The 21,730-nt window shown below is 68.0% G+C and carries 22 protein-coding genes and 1 tRNA gene; 16 read left to right on the top strand and 7 right to left on the bottom strand.

Annotated features, from left to right (window positions below; genetic code table 11):
* Positions 1-37: 37 nt before the first annotated feature.
* Together NQO67_RS13615 and NQO67_RS13610 are read right to left on the bottom strand one after the other, a co-directional pair.
* The gene (locus NQO67_RS13615; protein ID WP_255950165.1) at positions 38-1,159 is read right to left on the bottom strand and encodes a serine hydrolase domain-containing protein; all 1,122 of its coding nucleotides are present in this window, start codon (positions 1,157-1,159) and stop codon (positions 38-40) included.
* Positions 1,160-1,449: 290 nt separating this feature from the next.
* Positions 1,450-2,661, bottom strand: a complete 1,212-nt coding sequence (locus NQO67_RS13610; RefSeq protein WP_255950164.1) for a serine hydrolase domain-containing protein — start codon at positions 2,659-2,661, stop codon at positions 1,450-1,452.
* A 682-nt stretch (positions 2,662-3,343) separates the two neighbouring features.
* On the opposite strand from NQO67_RS13610, the gene NQO67_RS13605 reads away from it, so the two are divergent.
* Together NQO67_RS13605 and NQO67_RS13600 are read left to right on the top strand one after the other, a co-directional pair.
* Complete coding sequence (locus tag NQO67_RS13605; RefSeq protein WP_255950390.1) at positions 3,344-3,811, top strand: DUF4240 domain-containing protein; 468 nt, start codon at positions 3,344-3,346, stop codon at positions 3,809-3,811.
* Positions 3,812-4,500: 689 nt separating this feature from the next.
* Positions 4,501-5,352, top strand: coding sequence for an enoyl-CoA hydratase/isomerase family protein (locus tag NQO67_RS13600; RefSeq protein WP_255950163.1), 852 nt, complete (start codon positions 4,501-4,503; stop codon positions 5,350-5,352).
* Between the two features lie 867 nt (positions 5,353-6,219).
* Here the strand turns inward: NQO67_RS13600 and NQO67_RS13590 are convergent.
* Positions 6,220-6,510, bottom strand: a complete 291-nt coding sequence (locus NQO67_RS13590) for a CPCC family cysteine-rich protein (RefSeq protein WP_255950162.1) — start codon at positions 6,508-6,510, stop codon at positions 6,220-6,222.
* A 270-nt stretch (positions 6,511-6,780) separates the two neighbouring features.
* Between NQO67_RS13590 and NQO67_RS44560 the strand changes: the two genes are divergently transcribed.
* On the top strand, positions 6,781-7,986 hold the full coding sequence (locus tag NQO67_RS44560; protein WP_374118980.1) for a YaaC family protein: 1,206 nt from the start codon (positions 6,781-6,783) through the stop codon (positions 7,984-7,986).
* Between the two features lie 783 nt (positions 7,987-8,769).
* On the opposite strand, the gene NQO67_RS13580 is transcribed toward NQO67_RS44560, so the two are convergent.
* Both NQO67_RS13580 and NQO67_RS13575 read right to left on the bottom strand, forming a co-directional pair.
* The gene (locus NQO67_RS13580; RefSeq protein ID WP_255950160.1) at positions 8,770-9,222 is read right to left on the bottom strand and encodes an ATP-binding protein; all 453 of its coding nucleotides are present in this window, start codon (positions 9,220-9,222) and stop codon (positions 8,770-8,772) included.
* A 57-nt stretch (positions 9,223-9,279) separates the two neighbouring features.
* Positions 9,280-9,687, bottom strand: a complete 408-nt coding sequence (locus NQO67_RS13575) for an NUDIX hydrolase (RefSeq protein ID WP_255950389.1) — start codon at positions 9,685-9,687, stop codon at positions 9,280-9,282.
* Positions 9,688-9,799: 112 nt separating this feature from the next.
* Between NQO67_RS13575 and NQO67_RS13570 the strand changes: the two genes are divergently transcribed.
* The 10 genes from NQO67_RS13570 to NQO67_RS13525 all read left to right on the top strand — a co-directional run bounded on the left by NQO67_RS13570 (position 9,800) and on the right by NQO67_RS13525 (position 16,855).
* A complete protein-coding gene (locus tag NQO67_RS13570; RefSeq protein WP_255950159.1) occupies positions 9,800-10,588 on the top strand; it encodes a GntR family transcriptional regulator in 789 nt (262 codons plus the stop codon).
* Positions 10,589-10,790: 202 nt separating this feature from the next.
* Positions 10,791-11,141 (top strand): SCO3933 family regulatory protein, encoded by a 351-nt coding sequence (locus tag NQO67_RS13565; protein ID WP_255950158.1) that lies wholly within the window; start codon positions 10,791-10,793, stop codon positions 11,139-11,141.
* Between the two features lie 2 nt (positions 11,142-11,143).
* Positions 11,144-12,529 (top strand): FtsK/SpoIIIE domain-containing protein, encoded by a 1,386-nt coding sequence (locus NQO67_RS13560; RefSeq protein ID WP_255950157.1) that lies wholly within the window; start codon positions 11,144-11,146, stop codon positions 12,527-12,529.
* Positions 12,530-12,614: 85 nt separating this feature from the next.
* Positions 12,615-13,283, top strand: a complete 669-nt coding sequence (locus tag NQO67_RS13555; RefSeq protein ID WP_255950156.1) for a DUF2637 domain-containing protein — start codon at positions 12,615-12,617, stop codon at positions 13,281-13,283.
* 22 nt (positions 13,284-13,305) lie between these two features.
* Positions 13,306-13,497, top strand: a complete 192-nt coding sequence (locus tag NQO67_RS13550; RefSeq protein WP_255950155.1) for a mobile element transfer protein — start codon at positions 13,306-13,308, stop codon at positions 13,495-13,497.
* Between the two features lie 20 nt (positions 13,498-13,517).
* Positions 13,518-13,712 carry a hypothetical protein gene (locus NQO67_RS13545; protein ID WP_255950154.1) on the top strand — a complete coding sequence of 65 codons (195 nt, stop codon included), beginning with the start codon at positions 13,518-13,520 and terminating at the stop codon, positions 13,710-13,712.
* 14 nt (positions 13,713-13,726) lie between these two features.
* Positions 13,727-14,035, top strand: coding sequence for a SpdD protein (locus NQO67_RS13540; RefSeq protein WP_255950153.1), 309 nt, complete (start codon positions 13,727-13,729; stop codon positions 14,033-14,035).
* 138 nt (positions 14,036-14,173) lie between these two features.
* Positions 14,174-15,532 carry a replication initiator gene (locus NQO67_RS13535; protein ID WP_255950388.1) on the top strand — a complete coding sequence of 453 codons (1,359 nt, stop codon included), beginning with the start codon at positions 14,174-14,176 and terminating at the stop codon, positions 15,530-15,532.
* Positions 15,525-15,704: a helix-turn-helix domain-containing protein gene (locus tag NQO67_RS13530; protein WP_255950152.1), complete on the top strand. Its 180-nt coding sequence runs from the start codon at positions 15,525-15,527 to the stop codon at positions 15,702-15,704. The genes NQO67_RS13535 and NQO67_RS13530 overlap by 8 nt, the downstream gene beginning before the upstream one ends.
* On the top strand, positions 15,704-16,855 hold the full coding sequence (locus NQO67_RS13525) for a tyrosine-type recombinase/integrase (protein ID WP_255950151.1): 1,152 nt from the start codon (positions 15,704-15,706) through the stop codon (positions 16,853-16,855). Before NQO67_RS13530 ends, NQO67_RS13525 begins: the two co-directional genes overlap by 1 nt.
* Before the next feature lie 128 nt (positions 16,856-16,983).
* On the opposite strand, the gene NQO67_RS13520 is transcribed toward NQO67_RS13525, so the two are convergent.
* Both NQO67_RS13520 and NQO67_RS13515 read right to left on the bottom strand, forming a co-directional pair.
* Positions 16,984-17,056: transfer RNA gene (locus tag NQO67_RS13520), tRNA-Arg, on the bottom strand.
* 209 nt (positions 17,057-17,265) lie between these two features.
* The gene (locus tag NQO67_RS13515) at positions 17,266-18,474 is read right to left on the bottom strand and encodes a phosphotransferase family protein (protein WP_255950150.1); all 1,209 of its coding nucleotides are present in this window, start codon (positions 18,472-18,474) and stop codon (positions 17,266-17,268) included.
* A gap of 555 nt (positions 18,475-19,029) precedes the next feature.
* On the opposite strand from NQO67_RS13515, the gene NQO67_RS13510 reads away from it, so the two are divergent.
* The 3 genes from NQO67_RS13510 to NQO67_RS13500 all read left to right on the top strand — a co-directional run bounded on the left by NQO67_RS13510 (position 19,030) and on the right by NQO67_RS13500 (position 21,640).
* Entirely contained in the window at positions 19,030-19,752 is a 723-nt protein-coding gene (locus tag NQO67_RS13510; RefSeq protein ID WP_255950387.1) for a chitinase, read from the top strand.
* 165 nt (positions 19,753-19,917) lie between these two features.
* Positions 19,918-20,439 (top strand): glutathione peroxidase, encoded by a 522-nt coding sequence (locus NQO67_RS13505; RefSeq protein ID WP_255950149.1) that lies wholly within the window; start codon positions 19,918-19,920, stop codon positions 20,437-20,439.
* A 310-nt stretch (positions 20,440-20,749) separates the two neighbouring features.
* Positions 20,750-21,640, top strand: coding sequence for a MerR family transcriptional regulator (locus NQO67_RS13500; protein ID WP_255950386.1), 891 nt, complete (start codon positions 20,750-20,752; stop codon positions 21,638-21,640).
* Positions 21,641-21,730 lie beyond the last annotated feature (90 nt).

Here is a 21,730-nt window from a genome sequence, read left to right as displayed (position 1 = left end):
CGGATCTGTTAGACGGATCTGTCCGAAGGCCTGCGGGCTACGCGGCGCAGAAGGCGTCACCCATGGCCTGGTAACTGTCGGTCTGCCCCTTGGTGGGGGCCTGCATGTGGTACTCGTTGTTCGCGTGGACGACCTGTGTGCTGCCGTCGTCGCTGATCAGCCACTCGCTGAAGTAACCGAGCACGGCACCGTTGTGTCCCCAGGCCCATGTGCCGCAGGGCGTCTTCATGTGGGCGATGCCCAGCCCCCAGGTCTCGTCCGCACTGCTCGTCGGCACCGTGGTCGTGAGTTCCTTGAGCTGCTGAGGGGCGAGGAGCTTCCCGTCCATCAGTGCCCGCTGGAACGTGGCCATGTCGTCCAGGGTGGAGATGATGGCCCCAGCGGAGCCGCCGATCTGCACGTTGGAGCGGGTGACGTCGCGCCTGCCGATGACGTCCGTGTATGCGTAACCCCGCAGGTAGTTCCCCGACATGGCGGAATCGGTGGGGAAGCTCGTGTCGTTCAGGCCTAGTGGTTCGATGATGCGCTTTTCGATCTCCTCGCCGGGTTCGTTGCCGGTGACCGCCTTGATCACCATGCCGGCCAGGATGTAGTTGGTGTTCGCGTAGCCGAACTTCTCCCCCGGCGCGGACTGCGGCGCGTGCTGGGACAGGGCGACGTCCACCAGCTGCTGCGGCTGGTACGCGGCGTCGGGAGTGAGGTTGAGGAAGTAGTCGCTCTGCACTCCGAGGTCGGTGAAGTAGTCGGGCAGGCTCGACGTGTGGTTGAGCAGCTCGCGCAGTGTGATCTCGGAGCCGTCGTAGCCGTTCGCGTCGACCGCGTCCGGCAGCCACTTGGCAACGGAGTCGTCCAGTGACAGCTTCCCCTCACCCTCGAGCTGGAGAAGCACGGCGGCGGTGAACGCCTTGGTGTTGCTGCCGATGCGGAACTTCGCCTTCGGATCGGCCGCCGTCTTGGTGCCGACGTCGCCGACGCCCGCGTGGACGTACTCCGTGGTGTCACCGCTGCGGGTCAGCCCGATCACGCCCGGATAACCGTCGGCGACCGCCTGCTCGGCACCGGCTTGCAGGATGCCCGAGGGCGTCTCGTCTGCCGCCTGAGCACTGTTCACGGTGCCGCCCGCCAGCAGCACGCAGCCCAGAGCGGCGACGCCGGACATCACCCATCTCCGGCGCGCCGCCGGCGACCGCCGACGCCCGCCGACGGACCGCTCCTCGTTCCTGTCCGGCAAGGAGCACCCGGTGACCTGGGACACGTTCAACTCTTCTTCCCCTTCCTCGACGCCCTTGAGGCCCTTGAGGCCCTCGACGCCGGCGGGCCTCGGTGAACCCCGGCTGGCGGACGGCCGTGCTCGCGCCGGCACGGCCGTCCGATATCTGTTGTGCGTTGTGCGCGATGCGCGTTGTGCACGTTGCGCGCGATGCGCGTTCTACGTTCTCGGGGACGCGCCTACGCGGCGGCGCAGAAGGCCTTCTCCAGGGCCGCATGGGTGTCGGTCTGTCCCCGCGTGCCGCTCTGCATGTGGTCCTCGTTGTTCGCGTGGACGACCTCGGTGTTGCCGTCCTCGCTGATCAGCCACTCGCTGTAGTAGCCGAGCACGGCACCGGTGTGCCCCCAGGCGACCTTGCCGCAGGAGAGCTCGACGCGGCCGATGCCCAGGCCTGCCGTGATCTCCGTACTGCCGTCACTGCTCTCGGGCACCGTGGTCTTGAGCTCTGCCAGCTGCTCCGGGGCGAGGAGCTTCCCGGTCATGAGGGCCCGATGGAAGGTGGCCATGTCGTCCATGGTGGAGACGATGGCCCCTGCGGTGCTGAAGAACTGCATGTTGGACGCGGTGACGTCGCGCATGCCGCCGAGGATCGAGTACGAGTAACCGCGCAGGTAGTTCCCGGACATGGCGGAATCGGTGGCGAATTTCGTGTCGTTCAGGCCGAGCGGCACGATGATGCGCTGCTGGATCTCGTCACCGGGTTCGTTGCCGGTGACCGCCTTGATCACCATGCCGGCGAGGACGAAGTTGGTGTTCGCGTAGCCGAACTTCTCCCCCGGCGCGGACTGCGGCGCATGCTGGCGCAGGGCGACGTCCACCAGTTGCTGCGGCTGCCACGCCTTGTCGGGCTCGGTGTTGTTGTAGTAGGCGTTGCTGAGCTGCGCGTCCGCCGCGTAGTCCGGCAGGCTCGACGTGTGGTTGAGCAGTTCACGCATCGTGATCTTCGAGCCGTCGTAGCCGTTGGCGTCGACCGCGTCCGGCAGCCACTTGGCAACCGAATCGTCCAGCGACAGCTTCCCCTCACCCTCCAGCTGGAGAAGCACGGTGGCCGTGAAGGTCTTGGTGTTACTGGCGATCCGGAACTTCGCCTTCGGATCGGCCTCCGTCTTGGTACTGACGTCCCCGACACCCGCGTGCACGTACTCCGTGGTGTCACCGCTGCGGACCAGACCGATCACACCCGGATAACCGTCGGCGACGCCCTGCTCGGCACCGGCCTGGAGGATGCCCGCCGGCGTCTCGCCGTCGGCCTGCGCGCTGTCCGGGGTGACGCCCGCGAGCAGCACGCAGCCCAACGCGGCAGCGCCGGAAGCAACCCACCACCGGCGCGCCCCCAGGGCCCGCCGGCGCCTGCCGCCGAACCGCCCCTCCTTCCCATCCGGAGAGGTCATTCCGACGACCTGAGGCTCGCTCAATTCCCTTTTCCCCTTCTCGACGCCGGCGGGCCGCAGCGACCACCCGCCGTAGGGACCACCGGCCACCCGAGGACGGCCACCGGATGACGGCCACCACACGACGGCCACCAGACGACGGTGCCCACGGCCCATAGGCGCCCCGCGCCCCGCGTCACTGGCGGGTCGCGTCGGTCGGATTCCCGCCGCGGTCTCCCGCCGCGGTCTCCCGCCGCGCGTTCCCGACGAATTCGCCGCCCTGGTTCGCCAGGGTTCGCCACAGTTTCCGTTTCAGCTGCGGGTCTCCCACCTGGCCGCCGTCTCCGGCGCCGGGTGGCCCTCAGCCCGGTGATCCAGTTGGCGATGGTGCCATCGATGCTGTTCAGCGCACAGATCACGGGGCGGCCATATGTGACCGGTCGCCTCGACAGGCACGTTGAACAGCGCACTCGGCAACGGAGAAGACCGGCACGGCATGGACGAACTCGGCACGTTGCCCCGTCCGCTACGGTTCCGCTCCGGTCTGACGCAGGAGCGACCTGCCTGCACGGTTCAACGCCCGGCCCCGTCGACGACTGGTCCGACGGCCGCCCCGGAGATACTGCGATATATGCCGCCGTCTCCAGCCTTGTTGACGTCAGCCGTGGATGTCAGATGGCTCTGGCATGCTGCGCCAGTGAGAATGACATGGGCCGCCTTCTGGGAGCTGATAGCCACCCTGAACGGCAGGGCTACGCAGGCGAGTTGCCGGTGCCTGGCCGATGAGCTGAGCCGCCGTTCCGTCCCCGACATCATCGGCTTCGCGGAACGACATGCCGAGGCTCTGTACCGCCTGGACCAAGAGAAGTTCGGGATGCTTCCCGTTGCCGACATGACGGGCCGGACCGGCGAGCCATTCCCGCAGTCTGGCGACGGGTTCCTGTACGCCCGTTGCGCTGTCGTCGCCGCTGGGCAAGCGGAATGGGAAGGCGTCTTCTTCGACGTCGGCAAGTTCGCCCCGTACACCGCCACCGAGTGCCTCGGGGAATGGCTGCTGTACGTGCCGGATCAGGCATACGAACTCGCTACCGGAAAGAAGTGGGACCGCTCAACCCGGTACTGCTTCGAGAGCTACTCCAACAGAGATGGATGGCCGAACCTGGAGGGCTGAGGTGGACGGACATTCGCTTGATGGGGACCCCGCAGACGTTCTCGCAGTGCGCGGCGGGCACGACGATGTCCGCCATGCACGAAATCCGTGAGCTGCGAGGCTTGCCAACGAAAGCATCGGTACTGGGCCCCGGTGTCGCCAGGGGTCTCGGGAAGCTGGGTCTTCCCTGGTCAGAGGCGGTGAGGTCGGGCGCCCGATGGTCGTCGTCGGCCGCCCTGGGCGTCCTGGGAGTCCTGGGCCACGTGACGCACGGGACCGCGGCAACCATAGGTCACAGCACCAGCCGGCGTTCGTGGCCGCGAGCACCGCGATCCGGCGGCGGTCGGGAGAGAGGGCGGTTATGCCGCAGTCGGCGTAGCTGTCCGTGCGAGTCGGTGCCATACGGATGGCGGGTCCCAGAAAACCTCGAACGCCGCTGGCCGCAGTACGGCGTTGCCGAGGCCGGATCGATCGGGGCGACGGGCGGCTACTGAGATTCAGCGCGCGATGTCGCCTGCCGCAGTCTTCTGAACTGCGCCGATCGGCTGAACCAGTGTCCGTGATCTGTCCGCCGCGCCGTCGTGGACCTGGGCCGCATCACCCTGTCGCGCGGATAATCACGCGAATCGGCCTGAGAACGGCCACCCCCGGCGGCCAGCACGGCAACGTGTGATCAGAGGTATGGAGCTGCAGGCCAAGGAGACGATTCCGTGAAGAAATGGACGCATTTCTCTGTGACCGCCGAGACCAGGCGTTTGTGGAGGATCACGTTCGACAGCCCGCCGATCAACCTGGTGTCCCCAGAGATGCTCACCGAGCTTCCGAGACTGGTCGATCAGATGGAGGCTGCTTCGGAGCTGCGGGTGTCCGTGTTCGAGTCGGCGAACAGCGACTACTTCCTGAACCACTACGACACCTCCAGGGTGGCTGAGACTCCCAAGGAACTGGGCGCCAGCGGCCACCCGCTCCTGATTGACGCCAGCACCCGCCTGTCACGTCTGCCGGTCGTCTCGGTCGCCAAGGTCAGGGGCCGCGTCAGGGGGGTCGGCAGTGAGCTGATCCAGGCGATGGACATGCGATTCGCCAGTGAGCGGGCGCTGTTCTGCCAGCCCGAGACCGCCAACGGCAACCTGCCTGGCGGCGGTGGCCTTGAACATCTGCCCCGGCTGCTCGGCCGTGCCCGGGCGCTGGAGGTGGCCTTGTCCAGTGACGACTACTCGGGTGAGCTGGCCGAGCGGTACGGCTGGGTCAACCGTACGGTCCCCGACAGTGAACTCGACGCGTTCGTCGACACCCTGGCCCGCCGGATCGCCTCCTTTGACAAGGAATCGATCGCCGCCGTCAAACAGCAGGTCAACCGGTCCACGCTGCCGTCCGCGGAGGATCTGCAGTCCTCCTACGACCTCTACATGCACTCCTTCGGCTGGCCGGGTTCCCAGCGCAGGCTTCCGGCTGCCACCGCCGCAGGACGCAATCAGCCGGGCGACTACGAATTGCGCCTGGGCTACCACCTCGGACGCCAGCCGGCGGACGACACACACGATGGCGCACGTGCGTACTGATCTTGAATGCGTCATGGTGGTGTGCGCAGGCCGGTGCCGGTGAGGAACCCATCCAGGACGTTGTGGCGGTATTGGAATTGGCGTAGACCCTGGCGGACTGCGGTGATCAGGTCGGGGGCCCCACGCCTCCTACTGATCTCGAACTTTCTCCAAGTGCAATGCCGGGTGGCTGATCAGGTAAGCGAAAATGCGCTCTGACCCGCAGGAACAAGGATCGTCGAGATCCTTGTTCCTGCGGTTGCGGTCTACCAAGGATTGATTCGGGGTGATTACGACGCTGTTCATCTCCGCAAGTGCGGTCCAACCCACGCCGTACGCAGGCGTGCGGATCACCTGCGTACGCAGGCCCGAGGACCGCCTGACGGATTACATTGGTGATGACCATCCCGAATCGATTAGGACAGCCACCGTAGCGGTGCGGTAATCCAGCATTCCTGCCCCCCGACTCCCACGGGAGTGTCGCATAGCCTCTCATCGACTCGGATGGCCGCCGACATGGCCCAGCAGATTCGAGGGCGTGGCAAGGAGCGAAAGCCACGCAACGAAGACGGTCCGAGCCAAAAAGATCACCTGATCCGACATGACGACTCCGGCTCCGGCTCCGGCTCCGGCTCCATGATCCGTGCCCGCACATGAGTGAGGCCCAGGTGAGCCGGTCGCATACCGGCTCACCTGGGCCTTTGTCATGCTTGCCGCGTCGGCGGCGCTGGTGCCCCCGGCAGGATTCGAACCTGCGACACCCGCTTTAGGAGTTCGATCCATGCGCCTTGCGGGCCGCTCAGAGCCCTGCCCTCCAGACGGTTCGGAATCCAGTCCAGGGCGCCGGGATCCGCGGCCGTCTGCCCTCGTTGATGTCAGCTGGTGATGTCAGACCGCTGGGTGTTCGTCCGGCAGAGGCTCGCGTACGAACGCGGTACACCGCTCGTCACAGGCCCCCATCACATGGAAGTTCCGGCGGGCCTCCGTGAGGCTGAGCCGGCCGTTCGGGCCGCCTCGAACCCGGTCAGCATCGTGGTCGTCCTGCCCGTCGTCCTCCCAGAAGCACACAGGACAGATCTCGAAGTTGCCACGCTCATCGAGCGTCAGGAAGCCACAGCAGGGACAGCGGTGCGGGCCGTCCTCGGCCTTCCCGTGGACGTTGATGAACGGAGTGACCATGGAGGGCATCCTGCCCTGCCGACGATCACGACTCAATAGATAAGAGAGCTGCCCAGTCAGCTGACCCATCAGCTTGGGAAGATCGTGTGCTCTGGCCTCGCCTCTTCTGCCGTTGACAGTCGAGGCTGTCCCCGGTGTTCCCCGTGCCTTCCCGTACGACCTGGCACGGTTCTGGCACGTGTCCGGCCCTTCTCATCATGGCCACTGTTCCCTAGGTCTCTGCGGGAGTGGACGTCCTGAGCGAAAAAAGAGCAGGCGAGAACCAGTCTGATGTGTAAGTATCGCACTCTACAGATAAACGCACGCCAGAAAGGTTTCGGCATGGGGGTATCAATCTCGCGATGGTATCCGTTTGATGGCGGGCAGCCAGAAAACCTAGAAGTAGTAACCAAGCGGGACGCCTGGATAGAACTTAGGGCTTTGCGAGCAAATCCCCCATGCCCCACTAGCGCCCGCACCGATTCATTCCGCTCTGCATTAGAGCAATCGGAGCAACTGTTTCGAGCGGCAGAGGGTGCGGGATATGAATCAAAACCCTTGCTCCTATTCTATGGATTAAGTCAAGCCGGTAGGGCGATAACCGCAGCGAGCCAAAAACTGAGCAACAACGAGTGGGCACTTAGTGGGCACGGGATTCGCGCTACAGGATTGGGCGGCCCAGTCGAAAATATTGCGGTTTCAGATCATGGCTCCATGGCGCCTGACAGGAATCCTAGCCTCTTGCGTGTTGCTCAGGCTCTCGACTCACCTTCGATTCCTGCGAAGGTCACGATGCAGCAGCTCTGGTACCTGATTCCTGAATTGCGCGGCCAGCTGCAAATCTCACGATTGGCACCCTATCCGGCTCTATTTATAGAAGATGCCAATTTCACTGGAAAGACGTCTACGACGGCGCTCGTTTGGGGACTACCCCACGACTTCACCCATACTAAAGGCTGGGCGGGCCATCGGGGGTATGGAGCGGAGGCCGAGCGTGAAGTAATCGAATACTTGAGCCACTATCCATCTTTGAAGTGCCACCGCTTTGCCGCCATAGAACCACCGCTATCGTCCGGAAGGGAGTCGCACAGCATTTCGTGGGGTGATAAACCGAGGATAGAAAAAGCGCACGACGGCGGAGTGCAGATCGCCATGGAGCTCGAAGAACGCCTGCCGGTCGAGGGTTTTGGATTCAATCATCCTTCGGAGTTTCCGCGCAATGTAGCCCTTCGGAAAATTTCCTTCACATACCCAAGTCTCGGGATGCGTGTCGCATTCCCGGCTATCACAGGGAACATCAAACCGCTTCACCCCATTATTGCATGGTGGGCGATACTGTACGGACTATCCATGCTGGCGAGATATGAGCCATCCGCATGGAATAAAGCCATAAATATAAACGAGAGTCGTCATGCTGTAATCCTAGAAATCCTTTTGGATGAGGCAATAAGCGCCTGCCCATCTTTGATTCGTCAGAGCCTGTGTGCAAGTGCGTAAATGAGTGTTGATGATGACTACTCACTATGCGAGAGCTGTGCGGAAAGGTCGGCGTAGCGGCTTTGGGCTGGAGCTGCTTTGGCGTGAGCGATCGGGGCCCCTTACGCTCGCTCGCGGATCGGGCTGGCTCCTTGCCTGCCCGCAGTGCCCGATGTGGGGCCCCGATCTTCGAGGCTCGCGCCAAAGTGGCTGCGTAAAGCCGCGGAGCCGACCGCCCCAGCCACGATGTACCCCTTCTCTGACGTCATCCGGCTGATCGCTGTGTACGCGGCACGGGCGCCGGCCGGGCTGGAGCGGGGCGGAGACGTGAGCGCAGGCCCGGCCGGGGCCCGGGCCGCGCGCGGCGAGCGTAAGCGAGCCGCCTTGAAGTCGTAGAGAAAGTTGTAACTCAGTGGCCTTGGGCGCGGTGTCGGCCCTGAGTGCGCTGTCGGCGGCGCCGGTTGACGGCGAGTCTGAGCGTGGGACGGATCGTGAGTATGTAGCGGGTGCCGTCCTCGAAGGCTGTGAAGGTATACGAGCGGCCGACTGCCAGTAGGCGTAAGGCGTGCTCGTGCTCCTCGTGGTCCTGGAGCCAGTGGACAACGGGTGCCGCTGCCGGGGCGTCGAGCTGGTCGGCGATGTCCTGTGCTCGGCTACGGAGCCATCGCATAGCGAGTCGTGGCGTAGTGGCTGAGTGGGAGCCGAGCCAGTGGGTGCTAACCAGTGGGACGACGGCGGCGGCTTCTGACCAGTAGACGGTGCTGTGCTGCCGTAACGACGCTGGGGACTGCGGGTGGAGGAGTCTCAGCATGGCTGACGCTCCCTGGTGGTGGCGGTGGTCGCGTGCCATGCGTCGTTGCTCGGCTTGGGGCTCTGCAGGGTGGCGATGACGGCGTGGCCGTGGACGCCTTTGCGGATTTCCATGCGGTCGGCCAGGGCTTCGACCAGGGCCAGGCCGCGACCGTGCAGGGCCGTGCGATGCGGGCGCTGGATGTGGGGCCTGGTGGGGGCACCGCCGGAGTCGGTCACTGTGATCGTGATGGCCTGCGGGGTGCGGGTGACGGTGAGGTTGAACGAGTGCTGGCTGAGGCCGCTGTCGCTGTGGAGGAGTGCGTTGGCGCTCAGCTCGGTGACGATCAGGGCGGCGTCGTCGGCGTGGGGGCTGTCGCTGAGGACATCGCGTGTCCAGCGGCGGGCGCGGCCTACTTCTTCGAGAAGTCCGGGGCAGGTGAGTTCCCAGATCCGCACTGTGCTCATATACTCGTGCATACAAGTTCCTTTGTGCTGGTGGCCGCTATGGACAGTGAGTTAGAGCTAGACGAGTTTCACGCCGTCGTGCGCACGCACGGCCGGCGGAGAGGCCGCGTCCAGGGCATCCAGGACGCGGATTGCGTAAGCCTCATCGGCCAGGTCGGTGACCTCTTCACGCGTGGCCCAGCGCAGCGCGTAGGTCTCCTCGCCGGTCGTCGGGGCGCCGTCTTCCGCTTCGCAGCGGAAGACGAGGGAGACGATCAAGCCGGTCATGTTCTTGTAGACGCCGGTGAGGGTGGCCGGGAGAGCGATCTTGACGCCGGTCTCTTCGAGGACTTCGCGTTGCAGCGCCTCGTAGATGGTCTCGCCGGGTTCGAGAACACCCCCGGGTGGCTCCCAGTGGCCGTTGTCCCTGCGCTGGATCAGCAGCGCCCGTCCGCGGTCGTCGATGATGACTCCCGCGACACTCACGGAGTGCGGGCGCTCGGTAGTGCTCACGTCTCTCGGCTTTCCCTCGCTGGCTAGGCTTCTCCACCGTAGCAACAGGACTCGACCTGTCGTCTAGATATCTGAAGGAGTAATGATGGCGGCTCTCCCTCCCGGGCTTCTCGGGACGCTGGACCCCACCAGTGACCGCGCGGTGTTCAGGCAGATCGCCGACCAGCTGCGGGAAGCCATCGACAAGGGGCGTTTCGCGGAGGGAGCCAAGCTGCCGTCCGAGGCGGAGCTGACCGACCATTTCGGGGTCTCCCGGATGACCGTTCGCAACGCGCTTTCCATCCTTCAGAGTGAAGGGCTCGCCTCGGCCGAACATGGGCGCGGTGTCTTCGTTCGGCCCAGGCCGCCGGTACGGCGTCTGGCTTCGGACCGGTTCGCCCGGCGCCATCGGGATCAGGGGAAGTCGGCGTTCACGGTGGAGGCGGAAGCGGCCGGGAGCCGGCCAGAGGTAGACAACCTCGTCGTACGCGAGGAGCGCTCCACCCCGGAGATCTCCGCACGGCTCGGGTCGGCGCGGAAGGTTCTCGCTCGGCGGCGCCGGTATCTGCTGGACGGGAAGCCGGTCGAGTTCGCCGCCTCCTTCCTGCCTTTGGACATCGCCCGCGGTACTCCCATCGCCGAGCCGAACCCGGGCCCCGGCGGCATCTACGCCCGGCTGGAGGAGCTGGGGCACCGCCTGGATCACTTCGACGAAGAGGTGCGCGCCCGGATGCCGGCACCGGATGAGGTGAAGACGCTGCGGCTGGCTCCCGGGGTGCCTGTCATTCACCTGGTGCGTACCGCGTTCGACACCGAGGGGCGGGCTGTCGAGGTCTGCGACACCGTGATGGCCGCGGACGCCTACGTGCTCGCATACCAGCTACCAGCCACCTGACCTGCACGGATGGTGTTCGACACGGCGACTCGTCTCGTCTTCTCCTGAACTCGTACACCTCCCGATGCATACTCGTATAGACGAGTGGGCAAGACATGTGGCACAGTGGTTCGCGTTCCAGTGAACCGGGCACCGTAACGCATCTTGTCTAGACGACTATGTGTTGTGGTCGTCCGGGTGCTACCGAAGGAGAAGAGAGAGCGTGAAGAGCATTCGTGTCGACACCTCGTCCGCGACGATCCTCCTCACCGAGGCGCCCGCGCCGAAGGTGCGGGACCGGCAGACCGGGGAGATCGCCAAGGACGCCGTCAGCGGTGAGGCCCTGATGAGGCTCGGTGTCGTGTTCATCGACGAGGGTGAGTCCTCGCTGATTCAGGTGACCGTGCCGGAAAGTGGCGTCTCGGATGGGCTGGCGCTCGGAGCGCCGGTGTCCCTGCCGGGGCTGGTGGCTCGACCGTGGGAGTCGGTGTTCAACGGTCAGCAGCGGCATGGCATCGCCTACCGGGCCGCCGCCGTCGCTCCCGGTGCCGTGCCGGCCGGGATAGGGGCCTGAACATGGCCGACCTGATGACGTTGACGGAGGTGGGCGGTCCCATCGCGGGGCTCTGCGGAGGCGCCACCTACCTCCGGGCCCGACACCCGGCCGTGTACTGGCCCACCATCGGACTGCCCATCTCGGCAGTGCGGCTGCTGGGCTCGTACGCCTCGGTAATGGAGTCGTGCGGGCTGACGGTGCCGCCGTCACGGCTGCGAGTGTTGGCCGTGCGGGCGATGACGCGGCGGGAGGTACGCCCCGTTCCGCCACGGCGTGGTCTGCTGCGGCCTACGGCTACCGGCCTGCGGGTCCGGCTGCGGCTGGCCCCAGGGCAGGAACCGGCTGACGTGGCGGCCTCGGCGGAACGGCTGCGACACGCCTGGGGCGTCCACGCCGTCTACGTGCACGAGATCAAGCCCGGGGTGGTCGAACTGCGGCTCATCGGCTTCGACGTGCTCAAGCGGGTACGGATGCCGCGCACGCGCCGTGCTGACAGCCTGCTGCGGGTGCCGGTGGCACTGCGGGAGGACGCGACGCCGTTCGTACGCGACTACCGGGCGATACCGCATCAGCTCACCCTCGGGGCCACGTTGTCGGGGAAATCCATGTACCTGCGGCACCTGATTCACGGCCTCGCGCCGCAGTCGGTCGCCCTCGTCGGCATCGACTGCAAGCGCGGCGTGGAGCTGGCGCCGTTCGCCCCTCGGCTGTCGGCGCTGGCCACTGACCCGGAGCAGGCGGCCGAGTTGCTGCCCGTGCTCGTCAAGGAGATGGAGGACCGGTACGACCTGATCAAGGCTCGCCAAGGCATCGCGCCTGGTACGCCCGACGAAGAGATCACCTCGGACATCTGGGGACTGCCCGAGGCTGAGCGTCCGGTGCCGATCGTGCTGTTCGTCGACGAGGTGGCCGAACTCTTCCTCGTCGCCACCCGCAAGGACGAGGAACGGCGCGACGAGATGGTCACCCAGCTCATCCGGCTCGCCCAGCTCGGCCGGGCCGCGGGGATCTACCTGGAGGTGTGCGGGCAGCGCTTCGGCGCCGAGTTGGGCAAAGGCGCCACGATGCTCCGCGCCCAGCTCTCCGGCCGGGTCTGCCACCGCGTGAACGACGAAGCCTCCGCCAAGATGGCCCTCGGCGACATCGCACCCGAAGCGGTCAGTGCCGCCTGCGCCATCCCGGCCGAACGGCCCGGCCTCGCCGTGGCCGGTGACACCTCCGGCGGCTGGTCCCGCATCCGCACGCCATACCTCTCGCTGGCCAACGCCGCCGCGCGCTGCGACCAAACCGCTCACCTGGTGCCCAACGTGCCTGCGCTGGCGCCCTTCCGGCCAGCAGTTCCCGTCGCGCCAACCGACACGCGGCCGGTCTCGCTCGTGAAGCCACGGCAGGCCGCCGCGGACTGACCTTCCCTACCCCAACCGGCTGGCGCGACCGATTCGCGCCACGTCCCTACCCCTCCCATGCCGAAAACCGGAAGGAGACCCCGTTGTGCGCGCCTACCTGGCTCGTGTCGATGCGGTGCTGATCCAGGCCGTGATCGCCGCCGCGCTGTCCTTCGCGCACCTGCACGACCTCGCCTCGGCGGCCGGACAGAGCGGCTGGAAAGCGTGGGCCTACCCGGTCTCCGTAGACCTGCTCCTGGTGGCCGCTTGGCGGCGGCTGCGCAGCGGCCGGGACAAGGGAGCGGGCTGGTGCTGGTTCGTCATCGCCCTGGCCGCCTCGCTCGGGGCGAACGTCTCGACGGCCGGGCTGCTCGACCTGCACGCCGTACCGGCCTGGCTCCGCGTCCTCGTCGCCGGCTGGCCTGCCCTCGCCTTCCTCGGCGGCACGCTCCTCGCCCACGGCACCGAGGAAACCGAGCCCAGCGCGAGCGTGAGTCCGGAACCGGAAGGCGCCCAGCCCGCCGAGCAGACGCCGGAACCGGGCCCCGAGCCGACTGCTGACCCTGCCGAACTCGAACCCGCTGAAGCAGCCCCGACTACGCCTGCCTCGGCGCCGTCCGCTCCTGCCGTACCCGCCGCTCTCGTAACGCACGCACGCAAGATCGCCGACGCCCACCAGGCCCGTACCGGCTCGCCCATCGACACCACCACCCTGCGCGCCCGCCTCGGCGTCGCGCCCCAGCTCGCCGAGCAGATCGCCGCCCACCTCACCTGACCAACAGGAGACAACGCCCGTCATGGCGCCCACCCGCCGCTTCCGCAACGTCGTCCGCATTGGCCCCGTCCAGGTCGGCACCGCCCTGGACCACCGCGGCCGGGAGAAGCACACCGCCGCCTGCACCGCCCCGCGCTGCGGCTTCTCCAGCGACTACGACTCCCGCGCCGCCGCCGAACTCGCCGCCCGCACCCACCGCTGCCCGGTGCGCTGAACGAAGGAGACCCCGCACCCGTGACCCTCAACCTGCCCCTGGTCGTCGTCCTCGGCCTGATCGCTCTCGGCGCCGTGAAATTTCTCGGCGTCCGCGTCTGGGTCGTCGTCGTGGTCGCCCTCTTTGGCTTCTACCTCGCCGACACCTTCCTTGCCCCCGCGATCGACTCCACCACCCGAGACGGCGTCCAGGTGGTCAACGGAACCCACCACTGATCGGGAGGTCAGCCATGTTCCTCAAGCCCCAGGTACCCGAGAACCCCACCCTGACCGCCGCCACCCACTCGACAACGGCCGGCCTCACTCACCAGCCCAAAGCCCCGGCGTGCTCCTGCCATCACACACCTGGCGGCCCCGCCCAGCCCGCACCACCGCACCGGGCGTTGCCCACAGTCAGCACGGGAGCAATCGCCGTCGTCCTCGTGGGCGGCGTCGTCCTGACCGCGCTGCTGACCGCCGTGGCCGTCTCCGCCATCTCCGTCGCGGTGGCCGCCGTGGTCCTGCGCTCACTGCTGCGGTCCCAACAGCGTCACCGCTGAATCCGCCTGCCGGGGCGGCCTCGATACCGCCAAGCATCCACCGCCCCGGCAGCGGCCCCCTTCCGACCCGTAAGCCGACGAAGGAGAACCCCCATCATCACCCGCACCACCCCCGCCCCCGTACCGGGCATCGCCAACATCGCCGCAACAGGCGCCCTACCCGCCCTCGCCCGGCAGCTCACCACCCTCGGCGGCTGCACCCACCCCATACGCCTGACCGGCCACCGCACCGAACACCACGTCAACACCATCACCGGAGAGATCGGCCCCGCCCTGCGCCGACTCGACTCCGCCGAACTGCCCGCCGGCGACCTCCTGGTCCGCTGCGGCAACCGCCGCACCACCCGCTGCCCGGCCTGCGCCGAGACCTACCGCCGCGACACCTTCCACCTGATCACCGCCGGACTCCGCGGCGGCAAAGGCACCCCGGAAACCGTCACCGCGCACCCGCGCGTCTTCGCCACTTTCACTGCCCCCAGCTTCGGCCCGGTCCACAACCGCCCCTCCGGCGGACGCGCCTGCCGCTGCGGACGCCACCACCAGGAAACAGACGCCGCCCTGGGCACCCCGCTCGACGCCAACCGCTACGACTACGAAGCAGCCGTCCTCTGGAACGCCCACGCCGGAGCACTCTGGCGCCGCTTCACCATCCACCTACGCCGCGAGATCGCCCACCGCGCCGGCCTCACCCAACGCGCCTTCCGCCACCACGCACGCCTGTCCTTCGCCAAGGTCGCCGAATACCAGAAACGCGGCGCCGTCCACTTCCACGCCGTCATCCGCCTCGACGGACCCGAAGGCGGCCACACCCCACCCCCAGCCTGGGCAACGGCAACGCCCGACCTCCTCACCGACGCCATCCACGCCGCCGCCCACAAGACGACCGTGCCCGGCCCCGTCATCGACGGACGCGCCCACACCTTCGCCTTCGGCCGCCAACTCGACATCCGCACCATCCACGGCCCCGACTTCCACGGCGACGCCTCACTCAACGACCGCGCCGTGGCCGCCTACATCGCCAAGTACGCCACCAAGGGCGCCGAAACCGCGACCGGCACCCTCGACCGCCGCCTGAAGTTCGCCGCCGAACTCGCCCAACTCGACATCAGCCCCCACGCCGAACGCCTCATCCGCACCGCCTGGGCCCTCGGCGCCCGCAAAGACCTGGCCCACCTGCGCCTACGCGCCTGGGCCCACATGCTCGGCTTCCGCGGCCACTTCTCCACCAAGACCCGCCGCTACTCCACCACCCTCGGCGCCCTCCGCGAAGCACGCGCCCAATGGCGCCGCCTACAAGCCGCCATCACCCGCGGGGAAGCCGCTGCCCATCCACAGCCTGTGGGCGACGCTCCGGCACCCCAGGAGACCACTCTCGTCCTCGCCCACTGGACCTACGCCGGAACAGGACTCACCCCCACCGAGCAATGGCTCTCCGCTTCCCTCGCCGCCACCGAAACCACGCCCAATCCGCGCCTGAAGGAGGGTGCGCATGTCTGAAGAGCTGCTGACCGTCCCACAGGTGATGGCCAGGCTGAAGGTAGGCCGCTCCACGGTCTACGACCTGATCCGCTCCCGGCGCCTGCCGTCGCTCACCATCGGCCGGGCCCGTCGCGTCCCGGCCTCCGCCCTGCGCGACTTCATCCGCGCCCAACTGACGGAGGCGGCGTGATGGCCCAGCAGCGCAAGCGCAACCCCAACGGCGCCGGCACCATCACCAAGCGCAAGGACGGCCGCTACCAGTGCGCCGTCTACGTACTCCAGCCGGACGGCACCCGCGCCCGAAAGTTCGCGTACGGCAAGACCTGGCAGGAGTGCGACACCAAGCGTCGCGAACTGCTCGCCAAGGTCGACCAAGGCGTGCCCGTGCCCACCCGCTCGGCCAAGCTCTCCGAGTGGCTGCCGTACTGGCTGGAGAACGTCATCAAGCCTCGCCGGAAGCTGAGCACGTACGACAAGTACGAGGCACACGTCCGGCTGTACCTGGTGCCCCTCCTCGGGGCGAAACGGCTTGAGTCCCTTGCCGTTGCCGACGTGCGCCGGTTCCTCGTCCGTCTGGAGAAGGAGACCACGGCGGCAACGGCCAAGGAGTCGCACCGGGTCCTGCGCTCGGCACTGTCCTCGGCCTGCCGGGAGGAGCTGATCGCGCGCAACGTCGCGAAGCTCGTCGAGCCGCCCCGGACGGACAATCGAGAGCTGCGACCCTGGACTCTGGACGAGACCTTGGACTTCCTCTCGGCCGCCCGCAAGGACCCGCTGTACGCGGCCTTCGTGCTCGCCATCGCCATGGGGCTGCGGCGCGGAGAGATCGTCGGTCTCCGGTGGGCAGACGTCGACCTGGACAACCGCGTGCTCTACGTCCGCCACCAGACACAGCGCCGCCGAGGCGTCCTGTACGACGACGATCCCAAGAGTCGTCGGCGCCGCGCCGTCCCACTGCCCGCGCTCTGCGTCGCGCCCCTGCGCTGGCACCGGATGCGGCAAGCAGCTGCCCGCGTCAAGGCTGGCGAGAGCTGGCGGGAGTCGGACTACGTGTTCGCCACCCGCACCGGTCGCCCAGTCGAACCGCGGAACGTCTATCGGTCCTTCACGCGCGTCGCCCAGGCCGCCGGCCTCCGCGTTGTCCGGCTCCACGACGCCCGACACGGTACCGCCACCCTCCTCACGGCGGCCGGCGTCGCGCCCCGCGTCGTGATGGAGATCCTTGGCCACTCCCAGATCAGCATCACCATGGACGTCTACACCCACGTGGTGCAGGACACCCAGCGGGAGGCCATGAGCCACATGGACCGGCTGCTCAGGCGGCGTCCCGGTCGTCAGTGATCGCTCGCCGACCGCCGCCGCTGACCGCCCCCGTTGATGTCAGAAATGGATGTCATCTGGCACGGGATGTGGCACGAAAGACGCCCCAGATCGATCGGTCCGGGGCGTCTTTGCTGGTCGAGCTGCTGTGCCCCCGGCAGGATTCGAACCTGCGACACCCGCTTTAGGAGAGCGGTGCTCTATCCCCTGAGCTACGAAGGCGTGGGTGGCGGCAAAGGCATGTCGCCGCAGTCAGTGTAGCGGGTGGGGATCCGGGGCTCGCCGCTGGGAAACGGCGCCACGGGGCGGGAGCGAGCGGCGCTCCCGCCCCCCTTGCCTGCCTGCGCCTGCCTGCACCCGCCATGCGCGGCATGGCAGCGCGCGGCATGGCAGCGCGCGGCATGGCAGAGACGTGGTCCCTTCGCAACCGGCTACGCACGGGCCCACTCATCGAACGTCTCCGTGAGTGGGCCCAGTACCGCGGTGCGTAGCCACGCGATGCGTTCGGCGTCGTAGCTGCGGGGGACCGATTCCACCCACATGATCAGGTAGAGGTACGTGCGGTACAGGGTCAGGCGTCGGCGGGTCGACGTGTCGAAGACGGCCTTTCCGCCCGCCGCGCGGTAGCCGGTGAGGAAGGCGTCGTCGTCCTCGATGTCGCGGAACAGCGCGAGCGACACGAACTCGGCCAGCGGATCGCCCCAGAACGCCCGCTCGGCGTCGATGAGCGCCGTTACCCTCGGGCCTACGCCGGGGCCTACGCCGCGGGGGCGCGGCTCCCCGTCTCCCCCGTCTCCCCCCTCTTTCCCCTCCACCCCCTCTTCCTTCTCGTCGGTCTGCCGGCCGGCCCGTTGTATGAGGATGTTGCCGTCCCAGAGGTCAAAATGGACGAGCGTGGGGACCGTGACCTCGTCCAGTACGGGGCCCTGCGCGGCGAACAGCTTGCGGATCTCGTCGGCCGGCCGGGGCAGCCGGACGGCGAACCGGTCGGCGTCGGTCAGCACGGCGTCGACCATCTCCAGGAACGCCGGTCGCCAGGCGGAGTGCAGCGGGCCGAACGGCTCGGCCGGGTAGCCGAACGCCTTGCCGGTGATGGTGTGCAGGGCCGCGACGTGCCGGCCGAGGTCCTCGCGCAGCGCCCGGCGCTCGGCGTCCCCGAGCTGTTCACCGCACTCGTACCAGGACTCGCCGGGGCAGTCGGTCATGACGAGGTGGCCGACGAAGCCACTGCGGGATTCGGTATCGGATCCCGTATCGGATCCCGTATCGGATCCGATACCGGCAGCGTCAGCGTCGGGGTCAGCGGGGAGCGTGAGCGGGAGCAGCGCCTCAGGGACGGGGACGTCCGGGACCGCCCGCGCGGCCTCGTAGTACCGGGCCTCGGTGGCGAGGATGCCGTTTTCGTAGCGGAGGATCGGTTCGCCAGGACCGGGCGCCAGCTTCACCACAAGCGGGGTGTCGTCTGTCCGGTGCACGCGGAAGACCGTGTTGTAGGTGCCGCCGCCCAGCTGACGGCAGTCGGTGACCTGGGTCCACGGCACCCCCACCGTGGCGAGTGCCTCCCTGAGGCGGGGGTGTTCCGGGGCAGGCTCGGCGGCGTACGTAGAGTCGTGCTCCGGATCGGGCACCTGATGCTCCATCGGAACCACCCGATCTGCCTGATCCACCCGATCCGCCTGATCCGCCTGATCCGCCTGATCCACCTCGTCCTCCCCGCGGTTCTTCAGGTCCACTCGTCGACTGTGGATCCGTTGGGATGTGCCGTGCCGGTCCCCCGGTGGTAACGAGACCCAGCGTGCGGGGTGGCCGAGGGCCGCAAGTGATCAGCCTCCCCGGGATCCCGTTGAGTTTTCAAGCGTTATCGGGTCCCCGAGCCGAGGTAGCGGAGCCGGGCGACCCAATTCCTGCGACTGGTCTAGACCTAGCCCGCCGCCAGACCTATCCTCACGGCGGCGGGCGCGCACACTCCATCCCTGCGCCTGCACCTACATCTACCCCTGCACCTCGCCCCGCCGAGACCCGCCGTGCCCTCCCCGCCTGCCCCGGCCCGACCCCCCCTCCCCTTTCCTCCCCTCCCCGGCTGTCCTCTGCCCTCCCCTGTCGCAGCCCTCCCGCCCTCACCACAAGGAGTGACGACGCACGTGTTCCGACGACGTCCGAACGGCACCACCGCACTGCTCACCGTCGCCACGGCCATGCTGGCGTCCCTGGTGCTCTCCGTGACCGCACCGCTCGCGTCCGCGCGGGAGCGGGACGGGGCGCAGGGTGACCGTCACTGGCCGGGGCATCCGCACGGTGACGGGTTCGTCGTCAGTGAGGCGCAGTTCGAGCGCATGTTCCCGGATCGGGATCCGTTCTTCACGTACGACGGGCTGCTGACCGCGACCGCGGCGTACCCGGACTTCGCGCACACCGGCGGGCCGGTCACCCGGCGGCAGGAGGCGGCCGCGTTCCTGGCGAACGTCAGCCATGAGACGGGTGCGCTGGTCTACAAGGTGAACCAGAACCCGGCGTCGTACCCGGTCTTCTGCGACGCCACCCAGCCGTACGGGTGCCCGGCCGGGCAGGACGCGTACTACGGGCGGGGCGCGATCATGCTCAGCTGGAACTTCAACTACAAGGCCGCCGGGGACGCGCTCGGCCTCGATCTGCTGAACGACCCGTGGCTGGTGGAGCAGGATCCGTCCGTCGCCTGGGCCACCGCCCTGTGGTACTGGAACACCCAGAACGGCCCCGGCACCATGACCGGCCACGATGCCATGGTCCGCCACCAGGGCTTCGGCGAGACCATCCGCAGTCTCAACGGCACCGCCGAGTGCGACGGCGGGAACACCGAGCAGATGCAGCACCGGGTCGCCCTCTACCGCCAGTTCACGCACATGCTGCACGTCCCGGCCGGCCGCAACGTGACCTGCTGATCCAGTTTGCCGCTGCCCCCGTCCCTGCCGATCCGGTCTCCACTGCCCCCATCCCTGCCGCCCCCACCCCCCGCGCACTCTCCACCCCCCGCGCCCACCGAGCCCCCCACCCGCACGGCCAACGCATCCATACGCCCCCTCCCCGCACCGCGTTAGCATCCGCCTATGACTGACGAAACCACCCAGGACGGGTACAGCGATGTGTACGACGTGGAGATCGGCGCACTTCAGGGCGGGTCCGCGGACCTCGGACGGTTCCGTGGGAAAGTCGTTCTGATGGTGAACGTGGCCTCGCGGTGCGGGCTCACCCCGCAGTACACGGGGCTCGAGCGGCTGCACGAGCGGTACGCGGAGCGTGGTTTCAGCGTGCTGGGGGTGCCCTGCAACCAGTTCATGGGGCAGGAGCCGGGGACGGCCGACGAGATCGCGGAGTTCTGCTCGGCGACGTACGGCGTGACCTTCCCGATGACCGAGAAGATCGAGGTCAACGGCGAGCAGCGGCACCCGCTCTACCAGCGTCTCGTGCCGCACGCCGACGCCGAGGGGCACACCGGCGACATCCGCTGGAACTTCGAGAAGTTCCTGATCGGTCCGGACGGCACCGTCCAGGCCCGGTTCGCGCCGCAGACCGAGCCGGAGGCGTCCGACGTGATCGCCGCGGTGGAGAAGGCGCTCGCCGAGGAGTGAGCCGGGCCCGGACGGTACCGTCCGGGTCGGGCTGCGACACCACCCCGCGGGTTCCTTGACCCTGCCCTTGGGGCAGGGTTCATCGTCCCGGACGCCGGGCGGCAGTCGTCCGGTGACGGAGGATGGACCTGTGGACGCGGACGACAGGAACGACGGCGTGGGCGGTGGCCCTGCCCGCGCCGGCGGCACCGGCGGTGGCACCGGCGGCAACGGCGGCACCCCGGAGGCAAGGAGCGCGGGGCACGACACGGGCGGCACAGGCGGCACAAGTGGAACAAGTGGAACAAGTGGCACGAGTGACGCCGGTGGCATCGGGCTCGGCACGGGCCCCGGGGGCCACCCCGACAACACCGGCCTGCTCACCATCGGCGCCTTCGCCGCCCGCGCCCGTCTGTCGCCCAAGGCGTTGCGCCTGTACGCCCGTACGGGGCTGCTCGCCCCGGTCCATGTCGACGAGCTGAGCGGCTACCGCTACTACCACGCCGACCAGGTCGAACGCGCCCGGACCGTGGCGCTGCTGCGGCGCCTCGACATGCCGCTGGCCGGGATCGCCGAGGTGTTACGCACTCCCGGCGAACCGGCGGCACGGCAGCTCGTCACGTTCTGGCGTGAGGTCGAGGAGCGCGTCGCCGCCCAGCGGACGCTGGTCGACTACCTCCGTGCACGACTCTCCGGAAGGAGTTCCCCGTTGTACGGAAGCTTCGAGGTTCGCACCGTGGACGTGCCTGCGCAGTACGTCATCGCCCAGTCCCGCCACACCCTCGCCCATGAGCTGCCCGCCTGGATCGTCGGCTCGCTCGACCGGCTGGTCACCGGGGCCGCTGCCTGCGGCGGGGTGGCCGGGGCGCCGTTCGTCGTCTACCACTCCGAGGTCACCGAGGAGAGCGACGGGCCCGCCGAGTCCTGCGTCCCGGTGCGGGACGCGGCGGCGGCACGCGCGTGGGCGCTACAGCAGGGCCGCACCTGGGCCACCCAGGCGCGCGAGGAGCCGGCCCACCGGCTCGCGTACACCAGGATCGTCAAGGCCCAGGTGGCGTATCCGCAGATCATCGCCGCATTCGAGGCCGTGGAGGAGTGGATCGCCGGGCAGCGCCTGAAGATCGCGGGGCCGTGCCGGGAGATCTACTTCTACCAAGGCGACTGGGCCGCCGCCGCACCCGACGACGAGGTGTGCGACGTGGCGTTCCCGATCAGCGACTGAGCAAGCAGCCGAACACAGCTACCGAACACAGCTACCGGACACAGCTGCCGAACACAGCTACCGGACACAGCTGCCGAACGCAGTGCCGGG

It is taken from the genome of Streptomyces odontomachi, assembly GCF_024435355.1.
GTDB lineage: Bacteria > Actinomycetota > Actinomycetes > Streptomycetales > Streptomycetaceae > Streptomyces > Streptomyces odontomachi.
Note: the sequence above shows the minus strand (reverse complement) of the source record. Positions and strands in the feature narration are given on the sequence as shown.